Origin of the sequence: Mesorhizobium abyssinicae (genome assembly GCF_049887195.1) — a bacterium.
Lineage (GTDB): Bacteria > Pseudomonadota > Alphaproteobacteria > Rhizobiales > Rhizobiaceae > Mesorhizobium > Mesorhizobium abyssinicae.
In genome coordinates, this window is the sequence record NZ_JARAKC010000005.1 from 51628 (window position 1) to 72809 (window position 21182).

Below are 21182 nucleotides of genomic sequence, written 5' to 3' on the forward strand. Positions count from 1 at the left end.
AACGAAAATTCAGGGAAGTATCAGTGCGTCAGGCGTTGTCGGGCTTCGTCTCCAAATCCTCCTCATTCCTCAAGGCGGCCACGATCGTCGCCTTGGCGATGGGCGTCGTCGTCGCCGATGCCGCATCGTCGATGGCGGCGAAGTCGGCCGCCATCGTCATCGACGCCAAGACCGGCAAGGTGCTGTATTCCTCCGACGCCAATGGTCGGCGCTATCCCGCTTCGCTGACCAAGATGATGACGCTCTATCTGACGTTCGAGGCGCTGGCGAAGGGCCGGATCTCGAAGAACACGCCGGTGCCGTTCTCCGCCCACGCCGCGGCCGAGCCGCCGACCAAGCTCGGCGTCAAGCCCGGCGGATCGGTGTCCGTCGACACCGCCATCCTGTCGATGGTGACCAAGTCGGCCAATGATTCCGCGACGGCGCTGGGGGAGCTGATCGGTGGCAACGAAGCCAATTTCGCCCGCATGATGACCGCCAAGGCGCGTCAGCTCGGCATGAACGGCACGGTCTTCCGCAACGCCAACGGCCTGCCCGATCCTGGCCAGTTCACCACGGCCCACGATATGGCCATGCTCGGCATCGCGTTGAGGGAGCACTTCCCGCAATATTACGGCTACTTTTCGCAGCGCTCCTTCCTGTACGGCCGCCAGCGCATCAACGGCCACAACCGCTTGCTCGGCCGCATCAAGGGCGTGGACGGAATCAAGACCGGCTACACCCGCGCTTCCGGCTACAATCTGGTCTCGTCGGTCAACGACGGCGATCGCAAGCTGGTCGCCGTGGTGATGGGCGGCGCCTCGGGCCGCTCGCGCGACAACCAGATGGCCGGGCTGATCAACGCCTACATGCCGCGGGCCTCGACGCGCGGTGGCGGCGCCCTGGTCGCCAAGGCCGGTGGCGGCAATCCGATCAGCGCCCTCGCCAAGGTGTTCCTGCCGAAGCACGATGCACCGACCCCGGACGAAAAGCCGGCGGTTGAAGACGAGGCGACGGTCGCCTCCGCCGACGACAGCGCGCCCGTTGTCGAAGAAACCGCCCCGGTCGTCGAGGATACGACGCCGGTCGTCCAGATCAAGAAGGTCAAGACCGTGGCTGTCGCCGCTGTGGCTGCGGCCCCGGCGCCGCAGGCCGTCGCCGCCTATGCCGAACCTGAGCCGGCGCCGGCGGTCGATCCGGTCAAGACGGCCTCGGTGCCGTCGGGCTGGGCGGTGCAGGTGGCGTCCTCGCCGAAGCAATCGGAAGCCCAGGCCTTCCTCGACAAGACGAGCAAGCAGGCGCCGAAGGTGCTGGCCGATGCCTCCGCGTTCACCGTCGCCTTCGACAAGGACGGCGTCACCTACTACCGCGCCCGCTTCGGCGGCTTCTCGTCGAAGGATGCCGCGTGGAATGCCTGCACCGCTTTGAAGAAGAAGAAGATCAGCTGTTACGCCGTCCAGCAGTAGGGCGGCATTGGAATCTCCCGGGAAATTTCTGCGTCGAAGGAGACTAGTTGTGGTTGGAGAGCAAGACGTCCTTGGCTTCATTGATCCGCGCCGCAAGGAACGACGTGCCGCCGATATCGGGGTGCAGGCGCTGCATCAGGCGGCGGTGCGCCTTGCGGACATCCGCCGCGGCGGCCCCCGCTTCAAGACCAAGGATCTTGTAGGCCTCCTCCTTAGTCATGGCGCCCGCACCTGGCGCAACACCCAGCCCTTCGCCACTGTCCGGCTCAGCGTTTTTGCGCCAGACGGGAAATCGGCCGTCAAGATACGTCTCTAGCAGCTGGCGGCTCTCCGGATCGCCGGAGAGCTCACGATAGAGGTGCTGCAGCTCGGCCAGGTTCATCGCGCCAAGCATCTTGCCTTCATGGCGGCCGGCCAGAACGAGCCCTTCCAGTCCGCCGGTCTTGTGATCGAGCTCCATTTCCAGCGCGGCAGTGCGCACGGTGGAGCGTTTTCGCGGCGGTGGCTGCGCCGGCCGGTTCATGCGCATCGTGCCGTACCAGGCTGCCGCGCCGACCAGCATGATCCCACCGAGGCCGCTGCGCCCGACGGCGAATATCGCTGCGCCGGCCAGGGCAAGGAGAATCGGCCCCAGCGTCTTCAATCCATCCGCCATTTTCGCAGGATCGGCGCGCACGAAAATCGTGACGGCGCCTAGAAGCACCAGAAGCAATGCGACCAATGCGATCAGTATGCCCATCGATTCCCGTCGCCCTGCAAAGTCACGACAGACCGCTCGTTTGACCGCCATTTCCTGCCGGAGTCGTGACCCTTCCGGCAAGCCGGGGCCTGCGCGGGGCGCGCCTGAGCGATCTGCTGATTGTCGCACATAGATTGAAGATGTGGCGCGGCGCCAATGCTTGCAAGTCCCATGTCTCACCACGGGGAGGGCCAGCAGGCGCCGGCGGATCGCAACCAGGCCGGCAGGATCGTGCGCCTACAGCAGGCCCAGCTCGGCCAGTTCCTGCCTCAGCTTCGGCGGCATCTCGACCAGGCCTGCCCTACCCTTGCCGAGATCGGCCGGCGCGTCGGACGGTTTCAGGTAGCGCCAGCCCTGGAAGGCGCGGCGCGGCTGCCATTCGGTGCGCACGACTTGCGGGTCGAGCATCAGGTGACAGCGGCCGATGCCTTCATCATCGGTGAACGGCCGGATCTCGGTGATCAGCTGGCGGCATTGCACGCTGCCCTTGATCACCCAGTAGAGCGAGCCGCCGTCGGTGACCTCGTCGCCACGCGACGGCATCATGCGGGTGGTGTGCCAGTGCTCGGCCGGCTCGCCGGCGCGCCGCCGCTCGTCGAGGCGAAAGTCGATCCACTCTTCGAGATCCTCGACGCTGTCGCAGCCGACGCAAAGTTTTAGGAGATTGAGAGCCATCGCTTAAGGTTTAGTCCGGCACGCGAAACCGTCAACGCCCCTGCCCGACTTCTCCACAGTGCCAGCGACCGCGTTCAGCACTCGACGACGTTGACGGCGAGACCGCCGAGGCTGGTTTCCTTGTACTTCTCGTTCATGTCGAGGCCGGTCTGGCGCATGGTCTCGATCGCCGCGTCAAGCGGCACGAAGTGGGTGCCGTCGCCCTTGATGGCGAGCGAAGCGGCGGTCACCGCCTTGACGGCGCCGAGCGCATTGCGCTCGATGCATGGCACCTGCACCAGCCCGGCGACGGGATCGCAGGTCATGCCGAGATGATGCTCCAGCGCGATCTCGGCCGCATTCTCGACCTGCTCCGGCGTGCCGCCCATGACGGCGCAAAGGCCCGCCGCCGCCATGGCCGAGGCGGAACCGACCTCGCCCTGGCAGCCGACCTCAGCGCCCGAGATCGAGGCGTTCGACTTGATGATGCCGCCGACGGCGGCGGCGGTGAGCAGAAAGTCGCGGATGCTCGGCTGGTCGGCCTCGGGATGGAAATGCAGCCAGTAGCGCAGCACCGCCGGCAGCGTTCCGGCCGCGCCATTGGTCGGCGCGGTGACGACGCGTCCGCCGGCGGCGTTCTCCTCATTGACCGCCATGGCGTAGATCGACAGCCAGTCATTGGCGAGCAAGGGGTTCGGCCGGTTCTGCTGCCACTGTTCCTGCAGCTTGTCGTGCAGTTGCCGGGCACGACGGCGCACCTTCAACCCGCCCGGCATGATGCCGTCCTGCGACAGGCCGCGGTCGATGCAGCCTTTCATGGCGCCCCAGATGGCGTCGAGACCGGCGTCGAGGTTCTCGCGCGACATCTGCGTCTCTTCGTTGACGCGCTTCATCTCGGCGATGGAAAGCCCGCTCTTTGCCGCCATCTTCAGCATCTCGACGGCATTCTTGAAGGGATAAGGCACCTTCTTGCCTTCCGTCGTCACCGAGCCCTTGGCCTTCATCCGCTGCAGCTCTTCCTCGGAAACGACGAAGCCGCCGCCGATCGAATAATAGATGCGCTTGAGCAGCAGTCGGTCGCCGGCGTCGTAGGCATAGAACGCCATGCCGTTGGCGTGGCCGGTGAGCGGCGTCTTGCGGTCGAGCACGAGATCGGTCGCGGGATCGAAGCGGTAAGTCGGGTGACCCGGCGGCGCGATGCGCTTTTCGGCTGCGATCCCGGCAACGATGCCGTCGGCGAGGTCGGGATCGACCGTCTGCGGAGTCTCGCCGGCAAGGCCGAGAACGACGGCGCGGTCGGAGCCATGGCCGATGCCTGTATAGGCGAGCGAGCCGTGCAGGCTGGCGCCGATGCGGTCGACCTTTGCACCTGCCGGGCGTGGCCAGTCACCGGCGAGGATTTCGTCCAGAAAACGCCGCGCGGCGGTCATCGGCCCCATCGTGTGCGAGCTCGATGGGCCGATGCCGATCTTGAACAGGTCGAAAACCGAAAGGAACACGCGCCGTTGTCTCCTGAATCCGTCTCGGCATACATATAGGAATTGCTGAGATGTTTCCGCTGTTTTGCGGATCGCGGCTGAGCGCCCGCCGACCTTGTCTGCTCCGGCAGCGACATTGATTGTCGGGTCACGCCGGCGGGGCTATTCTCCGAGACGCCAGGTAATCGTTGGGGAGGAAGCAATGCTTGCGTTGGATGCCAAGCCGGAACCGGTGTGCATCGTGCCGGCGCAGACGGCCATCATCGTGGTGGACATGCAGAACGCCTTCGCCTCGGCGGGCGGCATGTTCGACCTGGCGGGCTTCGACATATCGGGTGCTGCACCGGCCATCGAGGCCAACAAAAGGCTGCTTGCGGCCGCGCGCAAAGCTGGCCTCACCGTGGTCTATCTCCAGATGTCGTACAGGCCCGACCTCGGCGACGCCGGCGATGCCTCCTCGCCGAACTACCACAAGGAACTGGGAATGGTGCTGATGCGCCAGCGCCCCGAGCTACGCGGCAAGCTGTTGATCGACAACAGCTGGGACTGGCAAATCGTCGATGCGCTGAAGCCGGATCCGGGCGACCAGATCATCCGCAAATCCCGCTACAGCGGCTTTTGCAACACCGGTCTGGAAGCGTATCTGCGGGCTCGCAATATCCACCATCTGCTGTTCAGCGGGGTCGCCACCAATGTCTGCGTCGATGCGACCGCGCGCGACGCCTACATGCTGGAGTTCTGGCCTGTCCTGGTCGAGGACGCGATGAACCATTCGGGCCCCGACTTCAACCGCCAGGCAACGCTGTGGAATTTCGAGAACGCGTTCGGATGGGTCACCCGGACCGACATGGTGGTCGAGGCCCTGCGCGCGAAAGCCGCCCAACCCCTGCCGGCCTAGCCGACCGTCGAAGCGGCCGGCTCGCCTGTGGTACAAGGGGACATGGGCGATTCCTTCCATCTTTCGACGGCCGACCTCGCGGCACTGGCCTTCTTCCTCATCGTCTGGGTGCTGCATACGCTGGCCTCCGACGGCAAGCTGGTCAGCCGCGTCTCGTTGACGACGGCGATGAACGCCCAGCGCACGGCCTGGATGCGAACCATGGCCGAGCGCGAGATCCGTATCGTCGACACCGCCATCATGACCGGTCTGCAGCAAGGCACCGCCTTCTTCGCATCCTCCTCGCTGATCGCGCTTGGCGGCTGTTTCGCGCTGCTCGGCGCCTCCGACCAGGTGCTTACGGTGCTGAGTGACCTGCCGCTGAGCGCGACCTCTTCGCGGGAGGCTTTCCAGATGAAGGTTTTCGGCCTGGTGCTGATCCTGGCCTTCGCCTTCTTCAAGTTCGGCTGGGCCTACCGACTGTTCAATTACTGCTCGATCCTGATCGGCGCGGTGCCGATCCCGTACGGCGAGGCTTCGCGCAATCCGGTCACCGAGACCGCGGTCTGGCGCGCGACGCGCATGAACATGCTGGCCGGCAAGCATTTCAATTCCGGCCTGCGCGCGGTGTTCTTTTCGATCGGCTATCTCGGCTGGTTCATCGACCCGGTGATTTTCGTGCTGTCGACGCTGCTGCTGCTGGCGGTGCTGGTCCGGCGCCAGTTCTTCTCTGCGGCCAGGGAGGCCGTCCTCGGTCAGCCGCCCGGGAAGGGCCGGTCGATGCGGCCGGACAGCCAGTAAGCGGCAAGCCCGATCCATTCGCGGATCGCCATGGTCGTCACCTGCAGCGAATCGGCCGGGTTGTCGCGGAACAGGCCGATGCCTTCCTTGCCCGAGGTGCGGTAATCCACCGGCCATGGGATGGTCGGGAAGCCAGCCTTGTCGAACAGCGCCTTGGCGCGCGGCATGTGGAAGGCCGAGGTCACCAGCAGCCAGGTCTCGCCCGCCTTCGGCGCCACCATCTGCCTGGTGAAGACGGCGTTCTCATAGGTGTTGCGCGACTTGTTCTCGAGGATCAGCCGATCGGCGCCGACGCCGAGCGCGCCAAGCAGGCGCGGCGCGGTGTCGGCATCGCCCTCGCCGTCCAGGAACAGTTCTCCGGTCCCGCCGGATACCACCACCTTGGCCTGTGGGAACCGCCGGGCGAGGATCGCGGTCTCGACCATGCGGTCGCCGCCACTGTTCAACTCATAGCCGCCGCGTGCGAGGTTGATGGCGCCCTCGAAGCCGCCGCCGAGCACGACGATGCCGTCGACTTTTTGCGGCAGCGACGGTTTGGCAAAGCGCTCCTCCAGCGGGTTGAGCATCATCGCGCCGAGCGAGGTCCAGGCGGAAAGCGACAGGATCAGGAAGGCGAGCACGCTGCCGGTGGCGGCCAGCCGCCGGCGGCCGAACGCGGCCGCGAGCAGGCCCGCCAGCAGCAGGAAGATCGCCAGGTTGAGCGGCTGGATGAAGAACCAGAAGATCTTGGAAAGATAGAAGAACATCCCTCACCCCATTACAGCGCCGCGCGCGCCCTGGACGCGCAAAGGACGCTGTAACACTTTGATCTTGCGCATGATCCTTTCCGACAATCGAATCCGATTCTCGGAGGCACGAGCTAGATGAGGGACGATCCTACCACCACTTTTCCGGCTGAAATGTGCCGGCCGCCTGCTCGATGACATGCGCCGTCTGGAACAGGGTTTCCTCGTCGAAGGGACGACCGATGAGCTGCAGGCCGAGCGGCAGGCCCTTGGCGTCGAGACCGGCGGGCACGCTGATGCCCGGCAGGCCGGCCATGTTGACGGTCACCGTGAAGATGTCGTTGAGGTACATCTTGACCGGATCCGACGCCATGTCCTCGTCGGCAACGCCAAAGGCGGCCGACGGGGTCGCCGGCGTCAGGATGACATCGACGCCAGCGGCAAAGACGTTCTCGAAGTCGCGCTTGATCAGGGTGCGGACCTTCTGCGCCTGCAGGTAGTAGGCATCGTAATACCCGGCCGACAGCACATAGGTGCCGATCATGATGCGGCGCTTGACCTCGCGGCCGAAACCGGCGGCGCGGGTCTTTTCATACATGTCGACGATGTCCTTGCCCGGCACGCGCAGCCCGTAGCGGACGCCGTCATAGCGGGCGAGGTTCGAAGAGGCCTCGGCCGGCGCCACGATGTAATAGGCCGGCAGCGCGTATTTGGTGTGCGGCAGCGAAATGTCGACGATCTCGGCGCCGGCTTCCTTCAGCCAGGCAATGCCCTTCTGCCACAGAGCTTCGATGTCCTGCGGCATGCCGCCGACGCGGTATTCCTTCGGAATGCCGACCTTCATGCCCTTGATCGGTTTGCCGATCGCGGCCTCGTAGTCCGGCACCGGACGATCGACCGACGTGGTGTCCCTCGGGTCGACGGAGGCCATCGACTTCAACAGGATCGCGGCGTCGCGCACGTCGCGCGCGATCGGCCCGGCCTGGTCGAGCGAGGAAGCGAAGGCGACAATGCCCCAGCGCGAGCAGCGGCCGTAGGTCGGCTTGATGCCGACCGTGCCGGTGAAAGCCGCCGGCTGCCGGATCGAGCCGCCGGTGTCGGTGGCGGTGGCGCCGGCGCAGAGGAAGGCGGAAACGGCCGAGGCCGATCCGCCGGACGAGCCGCCCGGCACGAGCTGGGCATTGTCCAGCGTGCGCTGGGTTTTCGCGCCGCCGGCCGAGACGAAGCCGCCGTCGCCCTGATGCGTGGTCGGCATTACCACCGTATCGAGGCGCGAGCGCCGCCACGGATTGATGACCGGACCGTAGTAGGAGGTCTCGTTGGACGAGCCCATGGCGAACTCGTCCATGTTGAGCTTGCCCAGCATGACGGCGCCGTCGGCCCACAGATTGGCGGTGACGGTTGATTCGTAGCGCGGCTCGAAACCGTCCAGCACGTGGCTGCAGGCCTGGGTGTGGACGCCCTTGGTGCCGAACAGGTCCTTGATGCCGAGCGGAATGCCTTCCAGCGCGCCGCCCTCGCCCCTGGCGAGCTTGGCGTCGGAGGCCTTGGCCATGTCGCGAGCCTTGTCGCCGGTGACGGTGACATAGGCATTGAGCACCGGATTGGCGCGCTCGATCGCCTGGAGATAGGCCTCGGTGATCTCGGCCGCGGTGATCTCCTTGCCGCGCAGCCTGGCGCGGGCCTCGGAAATCGTCAGATGTGTCAGGTCGCTCATCAGGCAAGGCTCTTTTCGTAAAACACCGACCACTCGGAGTCGGGATAATCCAGCACCGGGCCGCAGCGCGAGAATCCGGCGCGTTCATAGACGGTCCAGGCGGCGGGGTGGCGGTCTCCGGTTTCCAGCACAAGGCGCTTCATCCCCTCGCCACGCGCCAGCGCCTCGACCCGTTCAACGATTTTCGCGCCGATCTTCTGGCCGCGATGCGAGGGCCTGGTGTACATGCGCTTGACCTCGCCAACGGCGCCGTCATGACGCTTCAGCGCGCCGCAGCCGATGGCAAGACCATTGTCGCGGGCGACGAAGACGGTGGTGTCCTTGCCTGCCATCTGCTCGACGGTCATGTGGTAGCAGTGTTCTGGCGGCGTCAGTTCGAGCAGCGTCGCGTTGAGCTCCTCGACCAGCGTGCGCACATCGTCCTGCAAGGCGGTCTCGACGGCGATCTCGATTGCCATCGGCCGGTTACTCCACGACCTTCGGAACGAGGAAGAAGTTCTCTTCGGTGGCCGGCGCGTTGGCGACGATGTCGGAGGCCTTGTTGCCGTCGGTCACGATATCCAGCCGCTTCTTCATCTCCATCGGCGTCACCGATGTCATCGGCTCGACGCCGGAAACGTCGACCTCGTTCAATTGCTCGACGAAGCCGAGGATGGTGTTCAGTTCGCCGGTCATGCGCTCGGCGTCCTCCTCGCTCACTGCAATGCGGGCAAGGTGCGCGACACGCTTCACTGTCTGAAGATCAACGGACATTTCTGTTGCCTCTGGAAAACCAGCGCTATAGCGGCGCCGCGCGCGCCGCGCAACCTGCATCGTCGCGCGCGGATGGCCGAGATCTGGGCTTAAGGCGGCGTCACGCCTTCGCAGAGGAAATAGCTGCCGCTGTTGCCGGCCTGGTCGCTTTCGTCGTCGACCGGGCGGACCGATACAAGATCGAGCTGCTTTGGGCTCATCTGCGTTACCGACAGCACATCGGGAAAGACAAAGCCCGGCTCCTGGCAGATGGCGGTGACCGCCCAGCTCGGCGAGCGTGTCGCCTTGGTGACCTGAAGGAACTCGCAATTGTATTCGACGCCTTGCAGGCCGTGGGCCGACAAAACGATGTTGCCGGCCTCGATCACATCCTGCAGCTTGCCCTTCTTGGCCTGCGCGCACAGCTCTTCGGATTGCAGGTAGACACCGTCGATGAAGTCCTCCGCCGCCGGCGCGGGAGAAGCGGCAATCAGCATCGAAACGCAAAGTGTCTGCCTCAAAGCCATGATTTCATTCCATTTCTCTCATGAATGATCTCGGCGCGACGCGCCTCTCGGCCCTATATCGTGATGGTCTGGCCGATTGCCGGCAAGGCCACTTTCACACCTGAGCCCTCCATTCCCGCGACGAATTTGTCGGCGGTCTGGTCGATGATCGGAAAGGTGCCGAAATGACAGGGCACGACTGTGTCGAAATGGAAGAAGCGCCGGCAGGCGAGCGCCGCCACCGCGCCGCCCATGGTGAAACGGTCGCCGATCGGCACGAGGCCGATCTTCGGCTCATGCAGTTCGTTGATCAGCGCCATGTCGGAGAAGATGTCGGTGTCGCCCATATGGTAGAGCGTCTTGTCCTCCGCGAAATGCAGGACCAGACCGCCGGGATTGCCGAGATAGGTGTTGGCGCCGCCCTCGCCGCCGAAGGACGATGAGTGCAGCGCCTGGACGAAAGTGGTGGTGAAGGCGCCGCAATCGACGGTGCCGCCGATATTGCCGGGATTGATCCTGCTGCCGTTGGCGCCTTGGCCGACCAGATACATGCAGATTTCGTAATTGGCGACCAGCATGGCGCCGCTCTTCTTCAGCACCTCCAGCGCGCCGCTGACATGGTCGTTGTGGCCATGCGTCAGGAGCACATGGGTCACCCCTTCGGCCGGTCCTTCCCAGCCGCCCGTCCAGGACGGATTGCCGACCAGATAGGGGTCGATCAGGATATTGGCTCCCGCCGTCTCGACGCGGAACGCCGAATGTCCATACCAGGTCAGTTTCATCAACGACTTCCTCGATTTTTGTTGCGCCAGAGGATAGAACGCCTCGGGCAAAATTAAAGGGCCATCACATTCGGTGCATCAAAAAGGATGCGCCGCACCGTGCGTCTGAAGGAAAGCCGTTTGGGCATCATATCGATCGAGGACTTGCCGGCGCGCCTCGTCGGCGGCAGGACGCTCGCCGGGCTCGACCTCGGCGACAAGACGATTGGCGTGGCGGTCTCCGACCGAGGCCTGGCATTCGCCCATCCGCGCCCCGTCATCATGCGGCGGAAATTCTCGCTCGACGCGGCGCTGCTGCTCGCGCAGCTGGAGAAGGACAATGTCGGCGCGATCGCGCTCGGTCTGCCAGTGAACATGGACGGTTCGGAAGGTCCGCGCGCGCAGAAATCGCGCGCTTTTGTGCGCAACATGGCTGCCCTGTCGGACCTTCCCTTCGTGCTTTGGGACGAGAGGCTGTCGACGGTCGCGGCCGAGCGGACGCTGATCGAAATGGATTTTTCGCGCAGGAAGCGTGCCGGCAAGATCGATTCGGCGGCGGCCGCCTTTATTCTGCAGGGAGTACTGGACCGGCTTCAGTCGCTCGGTCCAGACGCTCTTGCGGAACCGGATTCCCCCAGCGGGTCCTGACCCAGGCGGCGATGTTGCGGCGGCGTCGGAACGCCCACAGCGCCATCAGCAGGAAGCTGTCGAAGACGCAGGCCTTGGCCACCATGCCGGGAATGAGCGCCGGATCGATGCCCAGCATCTCGCCGTAAAGCTGGAATACCAGGTCGTGCAGCGGGCGGCTCAGCATCACATAGCCGAAATTCATGTCGTTGAGCGACAGGAAGAACCAGCCCCAGAACAGGAGCAGCGGAGCGGCCCAGAGCGCGAACAGCGTGCGCATCAGCGGCCATCCCTCGAATTCGCTTCCGGCCGGCCGGAAATGCGTGACAGCAGTGAACTGTGCGCGGCGCCTCGTGCCATGACATGGGCGGTCGCGCGGACTTCGGTGTCGGCCGCAAACGCCTCGACCCGCGCCGTGCGCTGCTCGGCCAGCACCGCGACATAGGATGCGAGCAGCGCGGTCAGTTGCACGGCGACGACCATGAACAGGCCGTCGATGCCTTGCGCCGCGCCGCCGACCAGAACCAGCGACAACACAGCCGAGGCGGAAATGAAGGCGATGCGCACGACACTGTCCGTGGCGTCGGGACTGGCCGCTATGTTAATCAGCGTCTCGACGAAGGCCCAGCAGAACAGCACCGCCACCACCAGCAGCGCGATCGCCAGCGGCGCCACGATGGCGGCGTTCTCCAGTCCGGTGATGCGGCCGTTTTCGACTTCAAGGCCGAGCACCGCAAGGGCCGCGGCGACGCCGCGATTGCCGTCGATGCAGATATACGCCAGCAGGGCGAAAACGATCGCCCAGTGCAAGGCCAGAAAGGAGGTCAATACGTGCCGCATGGCGTTCCTGCTTCGCAGGGCAAGGAACGGCATGGTTAACCAATCCTTGCTCCGGTGAGAACAGTGGGCCCTGCGGGTCGCCGCCGCAATGGAAACCATTCGTTAAGGTTAACGTGTATCCACAGGCCACGCGAGGGCCTGGCGGAACCCGCTCAGTTCACCGGCGGATAGAGCGTGTCGACTATCATCCGCGCATCGTGGCGTGAATCGAGCATGCCATAGGTGTTGCGCCACTGGCCGGCGAGACGCGTCTCGACGAAGGCGTCGGCGATCCGCCCTGCCCCCAACCGGCGAAGCTCTGCTGCCGCCGCCGACAGCGCCAGTTGCTCGGTAAGCAGGCGCGCCGAACCCTCGTCGGTCGCCGCCACCTGCATGGCTGCCTTGAGCACGCCGATGGTGCCGCGGCCGCCGGCGCCGAGATCGCGGTCGATGCCGGCGAGCACTTCCTCGAACAGGCCCGGCGCGCGGCCAAGCACGCGCAGCACGTCGAGCGCCATGACATTGCCGGAGCCTTCCCAGATGGCGTTGACCGGCGCCTCGCGATAGTAGCGGGCAAGCGGCGCCTCCTCGACATAGCCATTGCCGCCGAGGCATTCCATGGCTTCGTAGAGCAGCGGCGGCGTAATCTTGCAGACCCAGTATTTGACCACCGGCGTCATGGCGCGGGCGAAGGCCGCCTCGCCGCGATCACTCGCCGCCTCGTCGAAGGAACGCGCCAGGCGGAACGACAGCGCCGTGGCGGCTGCGACATCGAGCGCCATGTCGGCCAGCACGCGCTGCATCAGCGGCTGGTCGATCAGGTTGGCGCCGAAAACTTGGCGATGGCGGGTGTGGTGGATGGCCTCGGCCAGCCCTGCCCGCATGATCGCCGACGAGGCGACCGCGCAATCGAGCCTGGTCAGCGTTACCATATCCATGATCGTCTTCACGCCGGCGCCCGGCTCGCCGACCATCTCGCCGATGGCGTTGACGAACTCCACTTCCGAAGAAGCGTTGGAGCGGTTGCCGAGCTTGTCCTTCAGCCGCTGGAAGCGGAAGCCGTTGCCGGAGCCGTCGCCGAGGATGCGCGGAACAAGGAAGCAGGAAAGCCCTTCCGGCGCCTGCCCGAGCACCAGGAAGGCATCCGACATCGGCGCCGACATGAACCATTTATGGCCGGTGAGCCGATAGAATCCGCTGCCGGCGCGTTCGGCCCTGGTGATGTTGGCGCGCACGTCGGTGCCGCCTTGCTTCTCGGTCATGCCCATGCCGAGCGTCAGTCCGGTCTTCTCGACCGGCGGCTTCTGGCTCTGGTCGTATTTGCGCGTCGTCACGCGTGGCGCCCATTCGCGGAACAGTTTCGGGCTCGCCATCAGCGCCGCCAGCGAGGCGCTGGTCATGGTGATCGGGCAGAGGTGCCCGGTCTCCAGCTCGGCGGTGATGTAGAAGCGCGCGGCCCGCACCTGGTGGCGGCGGCCGATCTCCGCGTCGCCGTTTTCCCAGACCGAGGAATGCAGCCCGTTCGCGACGGAACGGCGCATCAGGGCATGGTAGGCGGGGTGGAACTCGACCTGATCGATGCGCCGGCCCTGGCGGTCATGCGTCCGGAGCTTCGGCGTCTCGACATTGGCGAGGCGGGCCAGTTCCTGCGCTTCCTGCGTCAGCACGAAACGGCCGAGCCCGTCGAGATCCTTGCGCACCGGTTCGGAAAAGCGCTCGGCAAGCTGGATCAGCAACGGATCGCCCCGCCAGGCGTTGCCGCCCGTCAGCGGCGGCGGCTGGTTCGTCACGTCGTCGGTCACGCCCTGTCCCTATCATGCGAAGGCCACGAATCCGAAGCCATCGGGCCTTATAGCCCAAGCGATGCAAGGCGCGCGACGAAAATACCGGGGAGAATGGCCGCAATCCAAAGCTGGTGCTTGCGGCTGGGGACACCGCACCCTATAGCAGCGCCTTGAGATGACCGACGCTTCGTCCCTGCCGCTCTATCCCCACCGCCATCTTCTGGGCATCCGCGATCTTTCCCCCGCCGATATCGAGCTTTTGCTCGACCGGGCGGACCGGGCCGTCGCCATCTCGCGGCAACCCGAGAAGAAGACCTCGACGCTGCGCGGCCGCACCCAGATCAACCTCTTCTACGAAGCCTCGACCCGCACGCAGTCGTCGTTCGAGCTTGCCGGAAAGCGGCTCGGCGCCGATGTCATGAACATGTCGGTGGCAAGCTCTTCGGTGAAGAAGGGCGAGACGCTGATCGACACAGCGATGACGCTCAACGCCATGCGCCCGGATATCCTCATCATCCGCCACCAGTCTGCCGGCGCGGCGGCCCTTCTGGCGCAGAAGGTCGGCTGCTCCGTGGTCAATGCCGGCGACGGCGCGCACGAGCATCCGACGCAGGCGCTGCTCGACGCGCTGACCATCCGCCGCGCCAAGGGGCCGCTGGCGAAGCTGATCGTGGCGATCTGCGGCGACATCCTGCATTCGCGTGTCGCCCGTTCCAACATCATGCTCTTGAATGCGCTCGGCGCGCAGGTGCGCGTCGTCGCGCCCTCGACGCTGCTGCCGTCGGGCATCGACAGAATGGGCGTGATCGTCGCCCGCTCGATGGCCGAAGGCCTGAAGGACGCCGACGTGGTGATGATGCTGCGCCTGCAGCGCGAGCGCATGGAAGGCGCCTTCGTGCCGTCGATCCGCGAATATTTCCGCTACTTCGGCCTCGACGCCGAAAAGCTCAAGGCGGCCAAGGACGACGCGCTGGTCATGCATCCCGGCCCGATGAACCGCGGCGTCGAGATTGCGTCCGAAATCGCCGACGGGCCGCAGAGCGTCATCCAGGAACAGGTGGAGATGGGCGTCGCCGTGCGCATGGCGGTGATGGAAGCGCTGCTCGACCCGCGCCGCAACCACGAAGGGCGCGGCGCATGACGACAACGGTCTTCAGCAAGGCGCATGTCGTCGATCCCTCGCGCGGCATCGACGAGGTCGGCACGGTCATCGTCGACGGCAGGAAGATCGTCGCCGCCGGCAAGGCGGCGCTGAACCAGGGCGCGCCGGAAGGTGCCGTCGTCATCGACTGCGCCGGCAAGGCGATCATCCCCGGCCTCATCGACAGCCGCGTCTTCATAGGCGAGCCGGGCGGCGAGCATCGCGAGACGATCGCCTCGGCAAGCATCGCCGCGGCGGCCGGCGGCGTCACCTCCATCGTCATGATGCCCGACACCGATCCGGTGATCGACAATGTCGCGCTGGTCGAATTCGTGCTGCGCACCGCCAAGGATACGGCCAGCGTCAACATCTTCCCGGCGGCGGCGATCACCAAGGGGCTCGACGGCCGCGAGATGACCGAGTTCGGCCTGCTGCGCGAGGCCGGCGCCGTCGCCTTCACCGACGGGCGCCATACCATCGGCAACTCCCTGGTGATGCGCCGGGCGCTGACCTATGCCCGCGATTTCGGCGGCGTCATCGCGCATGAAACGCAGGACGCCGACCTCGCCTCGGCCGGCGTGATGAATGAGGGCCTCTATGCCAGCTGGCTCGGCCTTGCCGGCATTCCGCGCGAGGCGGAATCGATCCCGCTGGAGCGTGACCTCGCCCTGGCGCGGCTGACGCGCGGCGCCTATCACGCGGCCAAGATATCGACGGCGATGGCGGCCAATGCGGTGAGCCGGGCGAAAGCCGACGGCGCCAATGTCACGGCCGGCGTCGCCATCCACAATCTGTCGCTCAACGAGAACGACGTCGGCGAATACCGAACCTTCTTCCGGCTGACGCCGCCGCTGCGCGCCGAGGAGGATCGGCTGGCGATGATCGAGGCCGTGAAGGACGGTACCGTCGACATCATAGTTTCCTCGCACGATCCGCAGGACGTCGACACCAAGCGCCTCCCCTTCGCCGACGCCGCTGCCGGCGCGATCGGGCTCGAAACGCTGCTCAGCGCCGCGCTCCGTCTCTACCACAATGGCGATGTCCCGCTGCTCAGGCTGGTCGAGGTGCTGTCGACCGCACCGGCGAAACTGTTCGGCCTGCCCGGCGGCACGCTGAAGCCGGGCGCGATTGCCGACCTTGCGCTGGTCGATCTCGACGAACCTTGGATCGTCAGCGAGAGCGGCCTTCGCTCGCGCTCGAAGAACACCTGCTTCGAGGGCGCGCGGCTGCAAGGCAAGGTCTTGCAAACGATGGTATCGGGCCGCACAGTGTTTTCAATCTAGGCCGATGGCGGCATAGTCCGCCATTTCGTGCGGTGAAGGAAACGCGGGGGGAAACAATGAGTTATGGCGGTATCCTGGCGCTGCTGTTCGGCTATCTGCTGGGCTCGATTCCGTTCGGCCTGCTGATCACCCGCGCGGCCGGCCTTGGGGACGTGCGCAAGATCGGCTCCGGCAATATCGGCGCCACCAATGTGCTGCGCACCGGCAACAAGGGGCTCGCCGCCGCAACGCTTCTGCTCGATGCGCTGAAGGGCACGGCGGCGGTGCTGATCGCCGGCCGCTTCGCGCCGGAGCTTGCGCTGTGGGCCGGTTTCGGCGCTTTTATCGGCCACCTCTTTCCGGCCTGGCTCGGCTTCAAGGGCGGCAAGGGCGTCGCCACCTACCTCGGCGTGCTGATCGGCCTTGCCTGGCAGGTGGCGCTGATCTTCGCCGTCGTCTGGCTCGCCGTCGCCTTCCTGTTCCGCTACTCCTCGCTCGCGGCGCTGACCGCTGCGGTCGCGGTGCCGATCGCGCTCTACTTCCTCAGCACGCCGGCGATTGCCGGACTGTTCGCGGTGATGAGCCTGATCGTCATCGTAAAACATCGCGCCAACATCTCGCGGCTTACCGCCGGCACCGAGGGCAAGATCGGGGCCAAGGGATGACCAAGCCCGCCGCCGGCCCGCGCCTCAGCGACCGGCAGCGGCTGAGCTGGCTTCGCCTGATCCGCACGCCGAATGTCGGTCCGGCCTCGTTCCGCGAACTGATCAACCGCTTCGGCTCCGCCGAGGCCGCGCTCGAAATGCTGCCCGAGTTGATGATCTCCGGCGGCGCCAGCCGCATCGTCCGTATTCCCACGGTGGCCGAGGCCGAGGCGGAGTTGGAGGCGGCAAGGCGGGCCGGCGGCCGTTTCGTCGGCATTGGCGAGGCAGACTATCCGCCCTTGCTGAAGAACATGGACAACCCGCCGCCCCTCCTTGCGGTGAAGGGCGAAGGTGCGGCCTTCCGTCTGCCGGCGGTCGCCATCGTCGGCGCCCGCAACGCCTCGCTCGCCGGCGTCAAGATGGCGCGGATGCTGGCGGCGGACCTTGGCCGCGACGGCTACGCGATCGTCTCCGGCCTGGCACGCGGCATCGATACGGCGGCGCACCAAGGCAGCCTCTCTACCGGCACTATCGGCGTGCTGGCCGGCGGGCTCGACATGCCCTACCCGCCCGAGAATGCCGGGCTCTGCAACGAGATCGCCGAGCGCGGCGGCGCCGTCGTCTCGGAAATGCCGTTCGGCTGGCAGCCGCGCGCGCAGGATTTTCCGCGCCGCAACCGGCTCGTCGCCGGCATGGCGCTGGGGCTGGTGGTGGTCGAAGCCGCGCAGCGCTCAGGCTCGCTGATCAGCGCCAGGCTGGCCGGGGAGATGGGCCGCCTGGTCTTCGCCGTGCCCGGCTCGCCGCTCGATCCGCGCGCGGCCGGCTCGAACGGCCTGATCAAGGACGGCGCCACCCTGGTCACCGAAGCGGCCGATGTTTCCAGCGCCATCGCGCCGCTGGCTGGCGTGCGCGCGCCGAGGGTTGCGCCGCTGGCAGAGCCGCCCGACCTCTCGGCGACGCCACCGCCGCGCGAGGACGATCGCGCCGGCGTGCTCGAGGCGCTCGGCCCGACACCGGTGGCGGTCGACGAGATCATCCGCCATACCGGCTTGAGCGCCGCGCAGGTGTCGATGGTGCTCCTGGAACTCGACCTCGCCGGCAGGATCGAGCGTCACGCCGGCGGCAATGTCTCGCTGGTCTTCGGAGAGGCTTGATCCTTGAAGCCTGTCGCCGGCGAGCAGTCGAAGCAAACACGGATCACACGCATGGCCGCTCTTGCCTGGGCGGGCTTGAGTGTCGCGCTGGCCCTGCAATGGTCCATGGACCTCAGCATGGTGGGTTTTCCGGACGGCTACATAACCCCGTTTGCAAAAACCACGAGCCCGCTCCTGGGGGTTCTGACGGCCGCTTGCATGGCTCAGGGTCTCTACTTCCTGTTCGCTGGCCTGCTCGGCAGAACGATGAGCGCGATCGGGCTCAGCCTGCGAATCCTGATCGCCGCCATCCTCACGGTGGCGCCGGTGTTGGTCGTAAAGGATTGCCCGCATTCCGCGACATGCAGCGCGGCCTATGAGGCGCTCACCAACACAATGATGGACGATGGGACGGGCGGCTAGGGCGGTTCAGCGTTTCATGGAATCGCCGAACCGTCCTAAGTTTTTGGTTTGACGCAATTCCGGACGGAAAACCGCTGCGCACTTTTCCTGGAATTGCTCTAGCGGAACAGATATTTCGACACTTCCGGGTTGCCGCGGCGCCACATCACATTGTCCAGGAAGTAATGATGGACGTTGATGAATATCAGCACGATGAAAAAGAACAGCGATGAGCCGAGGACCTGCCTGTCGTAGGGGATCAAGGCAGTCAGCACGAACGGGATCAGCCAGAAACCGAGATAGCCCAGCGCACCGCCTCCGACGATGAATCCGAGGACACGAAGCCGGTAGAGAGGGCCGAGAAACGACAGGATCTTCGGTTGCGGATCCTTTCCGGCATCCTGGCCGTCGCGCTCGACGTTGGTCTGATAGCGCCAGACCACCGCAAGGTACTGGAGCGAGTGGAGCGCGGGCACTACCAGCAGCCAGAGCGGGTTTATCCTCGCGATCAGGATCCAGAGGTAGAGCGATGCGACATACGCCACGATGCCGTTGTACGGCAGGCCGCCGCCGTTCTTCCGCCAGCGGCTGGCCAGCATCAGGACCGTGGCCGCGGTGGATGCCAGGGCCACCAGCAGGGCAATGTCGGTGATCCACGAAGGGGCCGCGAATGTGTAATATTCCAGGCCATAGTATTTGCCCGCGGTGACCGCCGTGTTCGTCTGCAGCCAGGCCAGGATCCAGACGGCATAGCTGTTGACCAGCAGCACCTTCTTGTCCCGGTCGTCGAAGAATTTGCGCTTGAGCACGGCATCCACCATCAGCATGCCGTAGCCCTGCTTGACGTAGTGCCAGCCGACGAAGAAGAACATGGCGTTGGTCGCATATCCCAGCAGCCGTGTGTTCGCCGTCGCCGCGCCGTAGGCAAAGAAGGCGCTCATGATCAGGGGAACGGCGATGCCGGCGAAAATGTAGCGGATCCGGAGGCCCTTGTCGTATCCGTCGCCGCTCACCTTGCGCCCGAAATTGCGGTAGAAAATCTGATATGAGTGGGCGAAGTGGGGATAGTTTACCAGGTAGGCCACGAAGACCATCGTAGCGGCAACGAGGCCTTCGTATTCGAGCGGCACAAGAAACAGAAGCGGCAGGATGAGAAACGCGCTGCCGCCGAGCATAAGGAAGTCGGCGATCGGGCCGAACAGATATTTCTGGGGTTTCGCCACCGCGGGGGCCAGGGTGTCCGCCGAAAGGTGAAGTGCCATGTATCGCCTCCCTTGCGAACGCCGACTCTAGCCGCCGCCCCGTCTGGCGACAAGCTTGGCGCCGCCGGCCCACGCCCTCGTTGTGGATATCGAAGCCATCACGAGACGCGTTTCGGCGACTGCAGCTCGCGCCCCATCCTGGCTGCCTGAAAGATCGTCATCAAAACCAGGACAGGCTCGCCATCGGTCGGATTGATCATCAGGGCGACGCGGCCAAGCTCGTCGCTCATGGCACAGTTCCAGTCCTTGATCGCGATCACCTTTTTCTCGGACAATTATTGCCCTCCCCTGGCGCCCTTTTGTGCCCTTCCGCTGCGCACGAGCCGACTGTCGGAGAACTCCGGGATGTCCTTCAATCCGCATGATCCAGCAGTTTGGTGGTGATCGTGGCTTCGCGACGGTGTTCGGCATTGGCCCGATCGATGCCTTCCACGGTGATGGCGAAAGTCCCGTTTTCGGTCCTCGCTATCCAGCTCTTTGCCTTCAGATACCAGAGATGAAAATCCAGATGCTCCCGCGGGCAGCCTGACAGGCGTTCGAGCTCGTCATCGCCAATGCCTGGATTGTTGACGTCCTGGCGGCGCCTTACATAGAGAAGCGCCAGCAGTTTCGCCTGGATCACGACATCCCGCTCAAGCCCCTTGGTATTGCTGGCCTCCTCGGTCAGCTCACGGCGCAGGCCCAAATTGTCTCTATACTGGATGTCGTACTGCGCGCGCTTGACCGGATCCTTGAGCGTGTTGTGGGCTTCCACGATTTCGCTGAAGCGTGAATCATCGCCGGTGTCCCGATTGTCGGGATGATAGCGCATGGCAAAATAACGAAATATCCGCTCAATCGTTTCCGAGTTGGCGTTCGGGCTGATTTCAAGAAGTTCGTAGTAGTCAGTGAACATTGGTGGTGCTGCCTCGAATCTACACCACTCCCCCGCGGTCAGCTTCGCGCAACTGGTACCCACATGCAAGCTCGCTTCCCGCGAGGGACTGGCTGGCGACCAGCGCCAACTGGCGCACGGCTACCTCTGTCCCGGTTCGGGACCAGAAGCTGGCACCTGTCTTGCGTTGGAGAGATTGCCGGGACACCTCCACCGGTCCTGATCGTGGGGTCGGGTTGTCAATCTCGCCGGGCCATGGGTTTGGGGTTTCATGCCCGGCGAGTCTTTCTTTCAACGGTCCAACAATGCTGAAGCTCCGCCGAAAGCCGCAACTCAACTATCCGAACAGTGATCGCTTCGGCGAGGACGGCCTGCGCCTCTATAGCGCCTACGAAGCGGCGAAGGTTCGACAGCGATTGCAACAAGGTGGGATGAAACGCATCCGGGCAGCCGCGATCGTCCTGGCCGCCATCGCTTTTGTGCTACTCGTGATCGCTTTCCAGCTGCCCGGCGGCTAAGGGCCAGGGCGCTCGCAGTTTGGGCTGGTGCCTCGATGGCGCCGGTTGGCGAGCTTTTGAGGCTCAATGGCTATCCGGCCAAGCTACCGGCGTCCCTGCCGGCGCTGACTCCTCGATTCAACGCTTGTAGCCGGTAGGCAGATCGGCCACTGCCAAGCGGTAGCTGCGCTCTACTGCCGAAGAATATCGGCCTTCGTTGGCCAGATTGTCCCATATGAAGAACACGGCCACGACGGCAAGGATCAATAGAACCGCTCGCATCGGAAAGCCTCCCTCATAGC

26 protein-coding genes are annotated in these 21182 nt (G+C 65.0%); 10 read left to right on the plus strand and 16 right to left on the minus strand.

Annotation, left to right across the window (positions count from 1 at the left end):
- Window positions 1–23 precede the first annotated feature (23 nt).
- A complete protein-coding gene (locus PU724_RS13120) occupies window positions 24–1445 on the plus strand; it encodes an SPOR domain-containing protein (RefSeq protein ID WP_354421641.1) in 1422 nt (473 codons plus the stop codon).
- A gap of 43 nt (window positions 1446–1488) precedes the next feature.
- On the opposite strand, the gene PU724_RS13125 is transcribed toward PU724_RS13120, so the two are convergent.
- The 3 genes from PU724_RS13125 to PU724_RS13135 all read right to left on the minus strand — a co-directional run bounded on the left by PU724_RS13125 (window position 1489) and on the right by PU724_RS13135 (window position 4337).
- Entirely contained in the window at window positions 1489–2184 is a 696-nt protein-coding gene (locus PU724_RS13125; RefSeq protein ID WP_292169112.1) for a DnaJ domain-containing protein, read from the minus strand.
- Between the two features lie 237 nt (window positions 2185–2421).
- On the minus strand, window positions 2422–2859 hold the full coding sequence (locus PU724_RS13130) for a DUF1489 family protein (RefSeq protein WP_354421639.1): 438 nt from the start codon (window positions 2857–2859) through the stop codon (window positions 2422–2424).
- A gap of 74 nt (window positions 2860–2933) precedes the next feature.
- Window positions 2934–4337: an L-serine ammonia-lyase gene (locus tag PU724_RS13135; RefSeq protein WP_354421637.1), complete on the minus strand. Its 1404-nt coding sequence runs from the start codon at window positions 4335–4337 to the stop codon at window positions 2934–2936.
- Window positions 4338–4518: 181 nt separating this feature from the next.
- Here PU724_RS13135 and PU724_RS13140 point away from each other — a divergent pair, with 181 nt between their 5' ends.
- On the plus strand, window positions 4519–5214 hold the full coding sequence (locus PU724_RS13140; protein WP_292169115.1) for a cysteine hydrolase family protein: 696 nt from the start codon (window positions 4519–4521) through the stop codon (window positions 5212–5214).
- A gap of 42 nt (window positions 5215–5256) precedes the next feature.
- Window positions 5257–5994 (plus strand): DUF599 domain-containing protein, encoded by a 738-nt coding sequence (locus PU724_RS13145; RefSeq protein WP_127392151.1) that lies wholly within the window; start codon window positions 5257–5259, stop codon window positions 5992–5994.
- Here PU724_RS13145 and PU724_RS13150 read toward each other — a convergent pair.
- The 6 genes from PU724_RS13150 to PU724_RS13175 all read right to left on the minus strand — a co-directional run bounded on the left by PU724_RS13150 (window position 5949) and on the right by PU724_RS13175 (window position 10456).
- The gene (locus PU724_RS13150) at window positions 5949–6740 is read right to left on the minus strand and encodes a YdcF family protein (RefSeq protein ID WP_354421634.1); all 792 of its coding nucleotides are present in this window, start codon (window positions 6738–6740) and stop codon (window positions 5949–5951) included. The genes PU724_RS13145 and PU724_RS13150 overlap by 46 nt on opposite strands.
- Window positions 6741–6870: 130 nt before the next feature.
- Complete coding sequence (locus tag PU724_RS13155; RefSeq protein ID WP_292348930.1) at window positions 6871–8436, minus strand: amidase; 1566 nt, start codon at window positions 8434–8436, stop codon at window positions 6871–6873.
- The gene (locus tag PU724_RS13160; protein WP_127286214.1) at window positions 8436–8894 is read right to left on the minus strand and encodes a GNAT family N-acetyltransferase; all 459 of its coding nucleotides are present in this window, start codon (window positions 8892–8894) and stop codon (window positions 8436–8438) included. Before PU724_RS13160 ends, PU724_RS13155 begins: the two co-directional genes overlap by 1 nt.
- Window positions 8895–8901: 7 nt before the next feature.
- The gene (gene gatC / locus PU724_RS13165; protein ID WP_127286215.1) at window positions 8902–9189 is read right to left on the minus strand and encodes an Asp-tRNA(Asn)/Glu-tRNA(Gln) amidotransferase subunit GatC; all 288 of its coding nucleotides are present in this window, start codon (window positions 9187–9189) and stop codon (window positions 8902–8904) included.
- A gap of 89 nt (window positions 9190–9278) precedes the next feature.
- Complete coding sequence (locus PU724_RS13170; RefSeq protein ID WP_354421631.1) at window positions 9279–9695, minus strand: hypothetical protein; 417 nt, start codon at window positions 9693–9695, stop codon at window positions 9279–9281.
- Window positions 9696–9748: 53 nt separating this feature from the next.
- Window positions 9749–10456 carry a metal-dependent hydrolase gene (locus PU724_RS13175; RefSeq protein ID WP_127286217.1) on the minus strand — a complete coding sequence of 236 codons (708 nt, stop codon included), beginning with the start codon at window positions 10454–10456 and terminating at the stop codon, window positions 9749–9751.
- Window positions 10457–10576: 120 nt separating this feature from the next.
- On the opposite strand from PU724_RS13175, the gene ruvX reads away from it, so the two are divergent.
- The gene (gene ruvX / locus PU724_RS13180; protein ID WP_127286218.1) at window positions 10577–11083 is read left to right on the plus strand and encodes a Holliday junction resolvase RuvX; all 507 of its coding nucleotides are present in this window, start codon (window positions 10577–10579) and stop codon (window positions 11081–11083) included.
- On the opposite strand, the gene PU724_RS13185 is transcribed toward ruvX, so the two are convergent.
- From PU724_RS13185 to PU724_RS13195, 3 genes are all read right to left on the minus strand, one after another.
- Entirely contained in the window at window positions 11001–11342 is a 342-nt protein-coding gene (locus tag PU724_RS13185; RefSeq protein ID WP_127286219.1) for a DUF6105 family protein, read from the minus strand. The two genes, ruvX and PU724_RS13185, sit on opposite strands and share 83 nt — an antisense overlap.
- Window positions 11342–11902 (minus strand): hypothetical protein, encoded by a 561-nt coding sequence (locus tag PU724_RS13190; RefSeq protein WP_127286220.1) that lies wholly within the window; start codon window positions 11900–11902, stop codon window positions 11342–11344. The genes PU724_RS13185 and PU724_RS13190 overlap by 1 nt, the downstream gene beginning before the upstream one ends.
- Window positions 11903–12054: 152 nt before the next feature.
- Window positions 12055–13683: a DNA alkylation response protein gene (locus tag PU724_RS13195; RefSeq protein WP_127286221.1), complete on the minus strand. Its 1629-nt coding sequence runs from the start codon at window positions 13681–13683 to the stop codon at window positions 12055–12057.
- A 157-nt stretch (window positions 13684–13840) separates the two neighbouring features.
- Between PU724_RS13195 and PU724_RS13200 the strand changes: the two genes are divergently transcribed.
- The 5 genes from PU724_RS13200 to PU724_RS13220 are packed head-to-tail and all read left to right on the plus strand — an operon-like array spanning window position 13841 to window position 18268.
- Window positions 13841–14806: an aspartate carbamoyltransferase catalytic subunit gene (locus tag PU724_RS13200; RefSeq protein ID WP_127286222.1), complete on the plus strand. Its 966-nt coding sequence runs from the start codon at window positions 13841–13843 to the stop codon at window positions 14804–14806.
- Window positions 14803–16089 carry a dihydroorotase gene (locus tag PU724_RS13205; RefSeq protein WP_127311927.1) on the plus strand — a complete coding sequence of 429 codons (1287 nt, stop codon included), beginning with the start codon at window positions 14803–14805 and terminating at the stop codon, window positions 16087–16089. Before PU724_RS13200 ends, PU724_RS13205 begins: the two co-directional genes overlap by 4 nt.
- Before the next feature lie 56 nt (window positions 16090–16145).
- Entirely contained in the window at window positions 16146–16733 is a 588-nt protein-coding gene (gene plsY, locus PU724_RS13210; RefSeq protein ID WP_127287357.1) for a glycerol-3-phosphate 1-O-acyltransferase PlsY, read from the plus strand.
- Window positions 16730–17866, plus strand: coding sequence for a DNA-processing protein DprA (gene dprA, locus PU724_RS13215; protein WP_354421626.1), 1137 nt, complete (start codon window positions 16730–16732; stop codon window positions 17864–17866). The genes plsY and dprA overlap by 4 nt, the downstream gene beginning before the upstream one ends.
- Before the next feature lie 3 nt (window positions 17867–17869).
- Complete coding sequence (locus PU724_RS13220; RefSeq protein ID WP_320255600.1) at window positions 17870–18268, plus strand: hypothetical protein; 399 nt, start codon at window positions 17870–17872, stop codon at window positions 18266–18268.
- Between the two features lie 98 nt (window positions 18269–18366).
- Here PU724_RS13220 and PU724_RS13225 read toward each other — a convergent pair whose 3' ends face one another.
- The 3 genes from PU724_RS13225 to PU724_RS13235 all read right to left on the minus strand — a co-directional run bounded on the left by PU724_RS13225 (window position 18367) and on the right by PU724_RS13235 (window position 20404).
- Window positions 18367–19422, minus strand: a complete 1056-nt coding sequence (locus tag PU724_RS13225; protein WP_354421624.1) for a hypothetical protein — start codon at window positions 19420–19422, stop codon at window positions 18367–18369.
- A gap of 185 nt (window positions 19423–19607) precedes the next feature.
- Complete coding sequence (locus PU724_RS13230) at window positions 19608–19784, minus strand: hypothetical protein (RefSeq protein ID WP_189340646.1); 177 nt, start codon at window positions 19782–19784, stop codon at window positions 19608–19610.
- A 77-nt stretch (window positions 19785–19861) separates the two neighbouring features.
- The gene (locus tag PU724_RS13235) at window positions 19862–20404 is read right to left on the minus strand and encodes a J domain-containing protein (protein WP_127311516.1); all 543 of its coding nucleotides are present in this window, start codon (window positions 20402–20404) and stop codon (window positions 19862–19864) included.
- Between the two features lie 284 nt (window positions 20405–20688).
- Here PU724_RS13235 and PU724_RS13240 point away from each other — a divergent pair, with 284 nt between their 5' ends.
- Window positions 20689–20901, plus strand: coding sequence for a hypothetical protein (locus PU724_RS13240; protein WP_127285399.1), 213 nt, complete (start codon window positions 20689–20691; stop codon window positions 20899–20901).
- Window positions 20902–21018: 117 nt separating this feature from the next.
- On the opposite strand, the gene PU724_RS13245 is transcribed toward PU724_RS13240, so the two are convergent.
- Window positions 21019–21162, minus strand: coding sequence for a hypothetical protein (locus tag PU724_RS13245; RefSeq protein ID WP_189379657.1), 144 nt, complete (start codon window positions 21160–21162; stop codon window positions 21019–21021).
- Window positions 21163–21182 lie beyond the last annotated feature (20 nt).

Excerpts from the sequence above, each read along its gene's own strand:
- PU724_RS13125 (WP_292169112.1), bottom strand. The coding sequence starts at position 2,184 with ATGGGCATACTGATCGCATTGGTCGCATTGCTTCTGGTGCTTCTAGGC.
- PU724_RS13130 (WP_354421639.1), bottom strand. The coding sequence starts at position 2,859 with ATGGCTCTCAATCTCCTAAAACTTTGCGTCGGCTGCGACAGCGTCGAG.
- PU724_RS13140 (WP_292169115.1), top strand. The coding sequence starts at position 4,519 with ATGCTTGCGTTGGATGCCAAGCCGGAACCGGTGTGCATCGTGCCGGCG.
- PU724_RS13145 (WP_127392151.1), top strand. The coding sequence starts at position 5,257 with ATGGGCGATTCCTTCCATCTTTCGACGGCCGACCTCGCGGCACTGGCC.
- PU724_RS13150 (WP_354421634.1), bottom strand. The coding sequence starts at position 6,740 with ATGTTCTTCTATCTTTCCAAGATCTTCTGGTTCTTCATCCAGCCGCTC.
- PU724_RS13155 (WP_292348930.1), bottom strand. The coding sequence starts at position 8,436 with ATGAGCGACCTGACACATCTGACGATTTCCGAGGCCCGCGCCAGGCTG.
- PU724_RS13160 (WP_127286214.1), bottom strand. The coding sequence starts at position 8,894 with ATGGCAATCGAGATCGCCGTCGAGACCGCCTTGCAGGACGATGTGCGC.
- gatC (WP_127286215.1), bottom strand. The coding sequence starts at position 9,189 with ATGTCCGTTGATCTTCAGACAGTGAAGCGTGTCGCGCACCTTGCCCGC.
- PU724_RS13170 (WP_354421631.1), bottom strand. The coding sequence starts at position 9,695 with ATGGCTTTGAGGCAGACACTTTGCGTTTCGATGCTGATTGCCGCTTCT.
- PU724_RS13175 (WP_127286217.1), bottom strand. The coding sequence starts at position 10,456 with ATGAAACTGACCTGGTATGGACATTCGGCGTTCCGCGTCGAGACGGCG.
- PU724_RS13185 (WP_127286219.1), bottom strand. The coding sequence starts at position 11,342 with ATGCGCACGCTGTTCGCGCTCTGGGCCGCTCCGCTGCTCCTGTTCTGG.
- PU724_RS13190 (WP_127286220.1), bottom strand. The coding sequence starts at position 11,902 with ATGCGGCACGTATTGACCTCCTTTCTGGCCTTGCACTGGGCGATCGTT.
- PU724_RS13200 (WP_127286222.1), top strand. The coding sequence starts at position 13,841 with ATGACCGACGCTTCGTCCCTGCCGCTCTATCCCCACCGCCATCTTCTG.
- PU724_RS13205 (WP_127311927.1), top strand. The coding sequence starts at position 14,803 with ATGACGACAACGGTCTTCAGCAAGGCGCATGTCGTCGATCCCTCGCGC.
- plsY (WP_127287357.1), top strand. The coding sequence starts at position 16,146 with ATGAGTTATGGCGGTATCCTGGCGCTGCTGTTCGGCTATCTGCTGGGC.
- dprA (WP_354421626.1), top strand. The coding sequence starts at position 16,730 with ATGACCAAGCCCGCCGCCGGCCCGCGCCTCAGCGACCGGCAGCGGCTG.
- PU724_RS13225 (WP_354421624.1), bottom strand. The coding sequence starts at position 19,422 with ATGCTCGGCGGCAGCGCGTTTCTCATCCTGCCGCTTCTGTTTCTTGTG.
- PU724_RS13235 (WP_127311516.1), bottom strand. The coding sequence starts at position 20,404 with ATGTTCACTGACTACTACGAACTTCTTGAAATCAGCCCGAACGCCAAC.
- PU724_RS13240 (WP_127285399.1), top strand. The coding sequence starts at position 20,689 with ATGCTGAAGCTCCGCCGAAAGCCGCAACTCAACTATCCGAACAGTGAT.
- PU724_RS13245 (WP_189379657.1), bottom strand. The coding sequence starts at position 21,162 with ATGCGAGCGGTTCTATTGATCCTTGCCGTCGTGGCCGTGTTCTTCATA.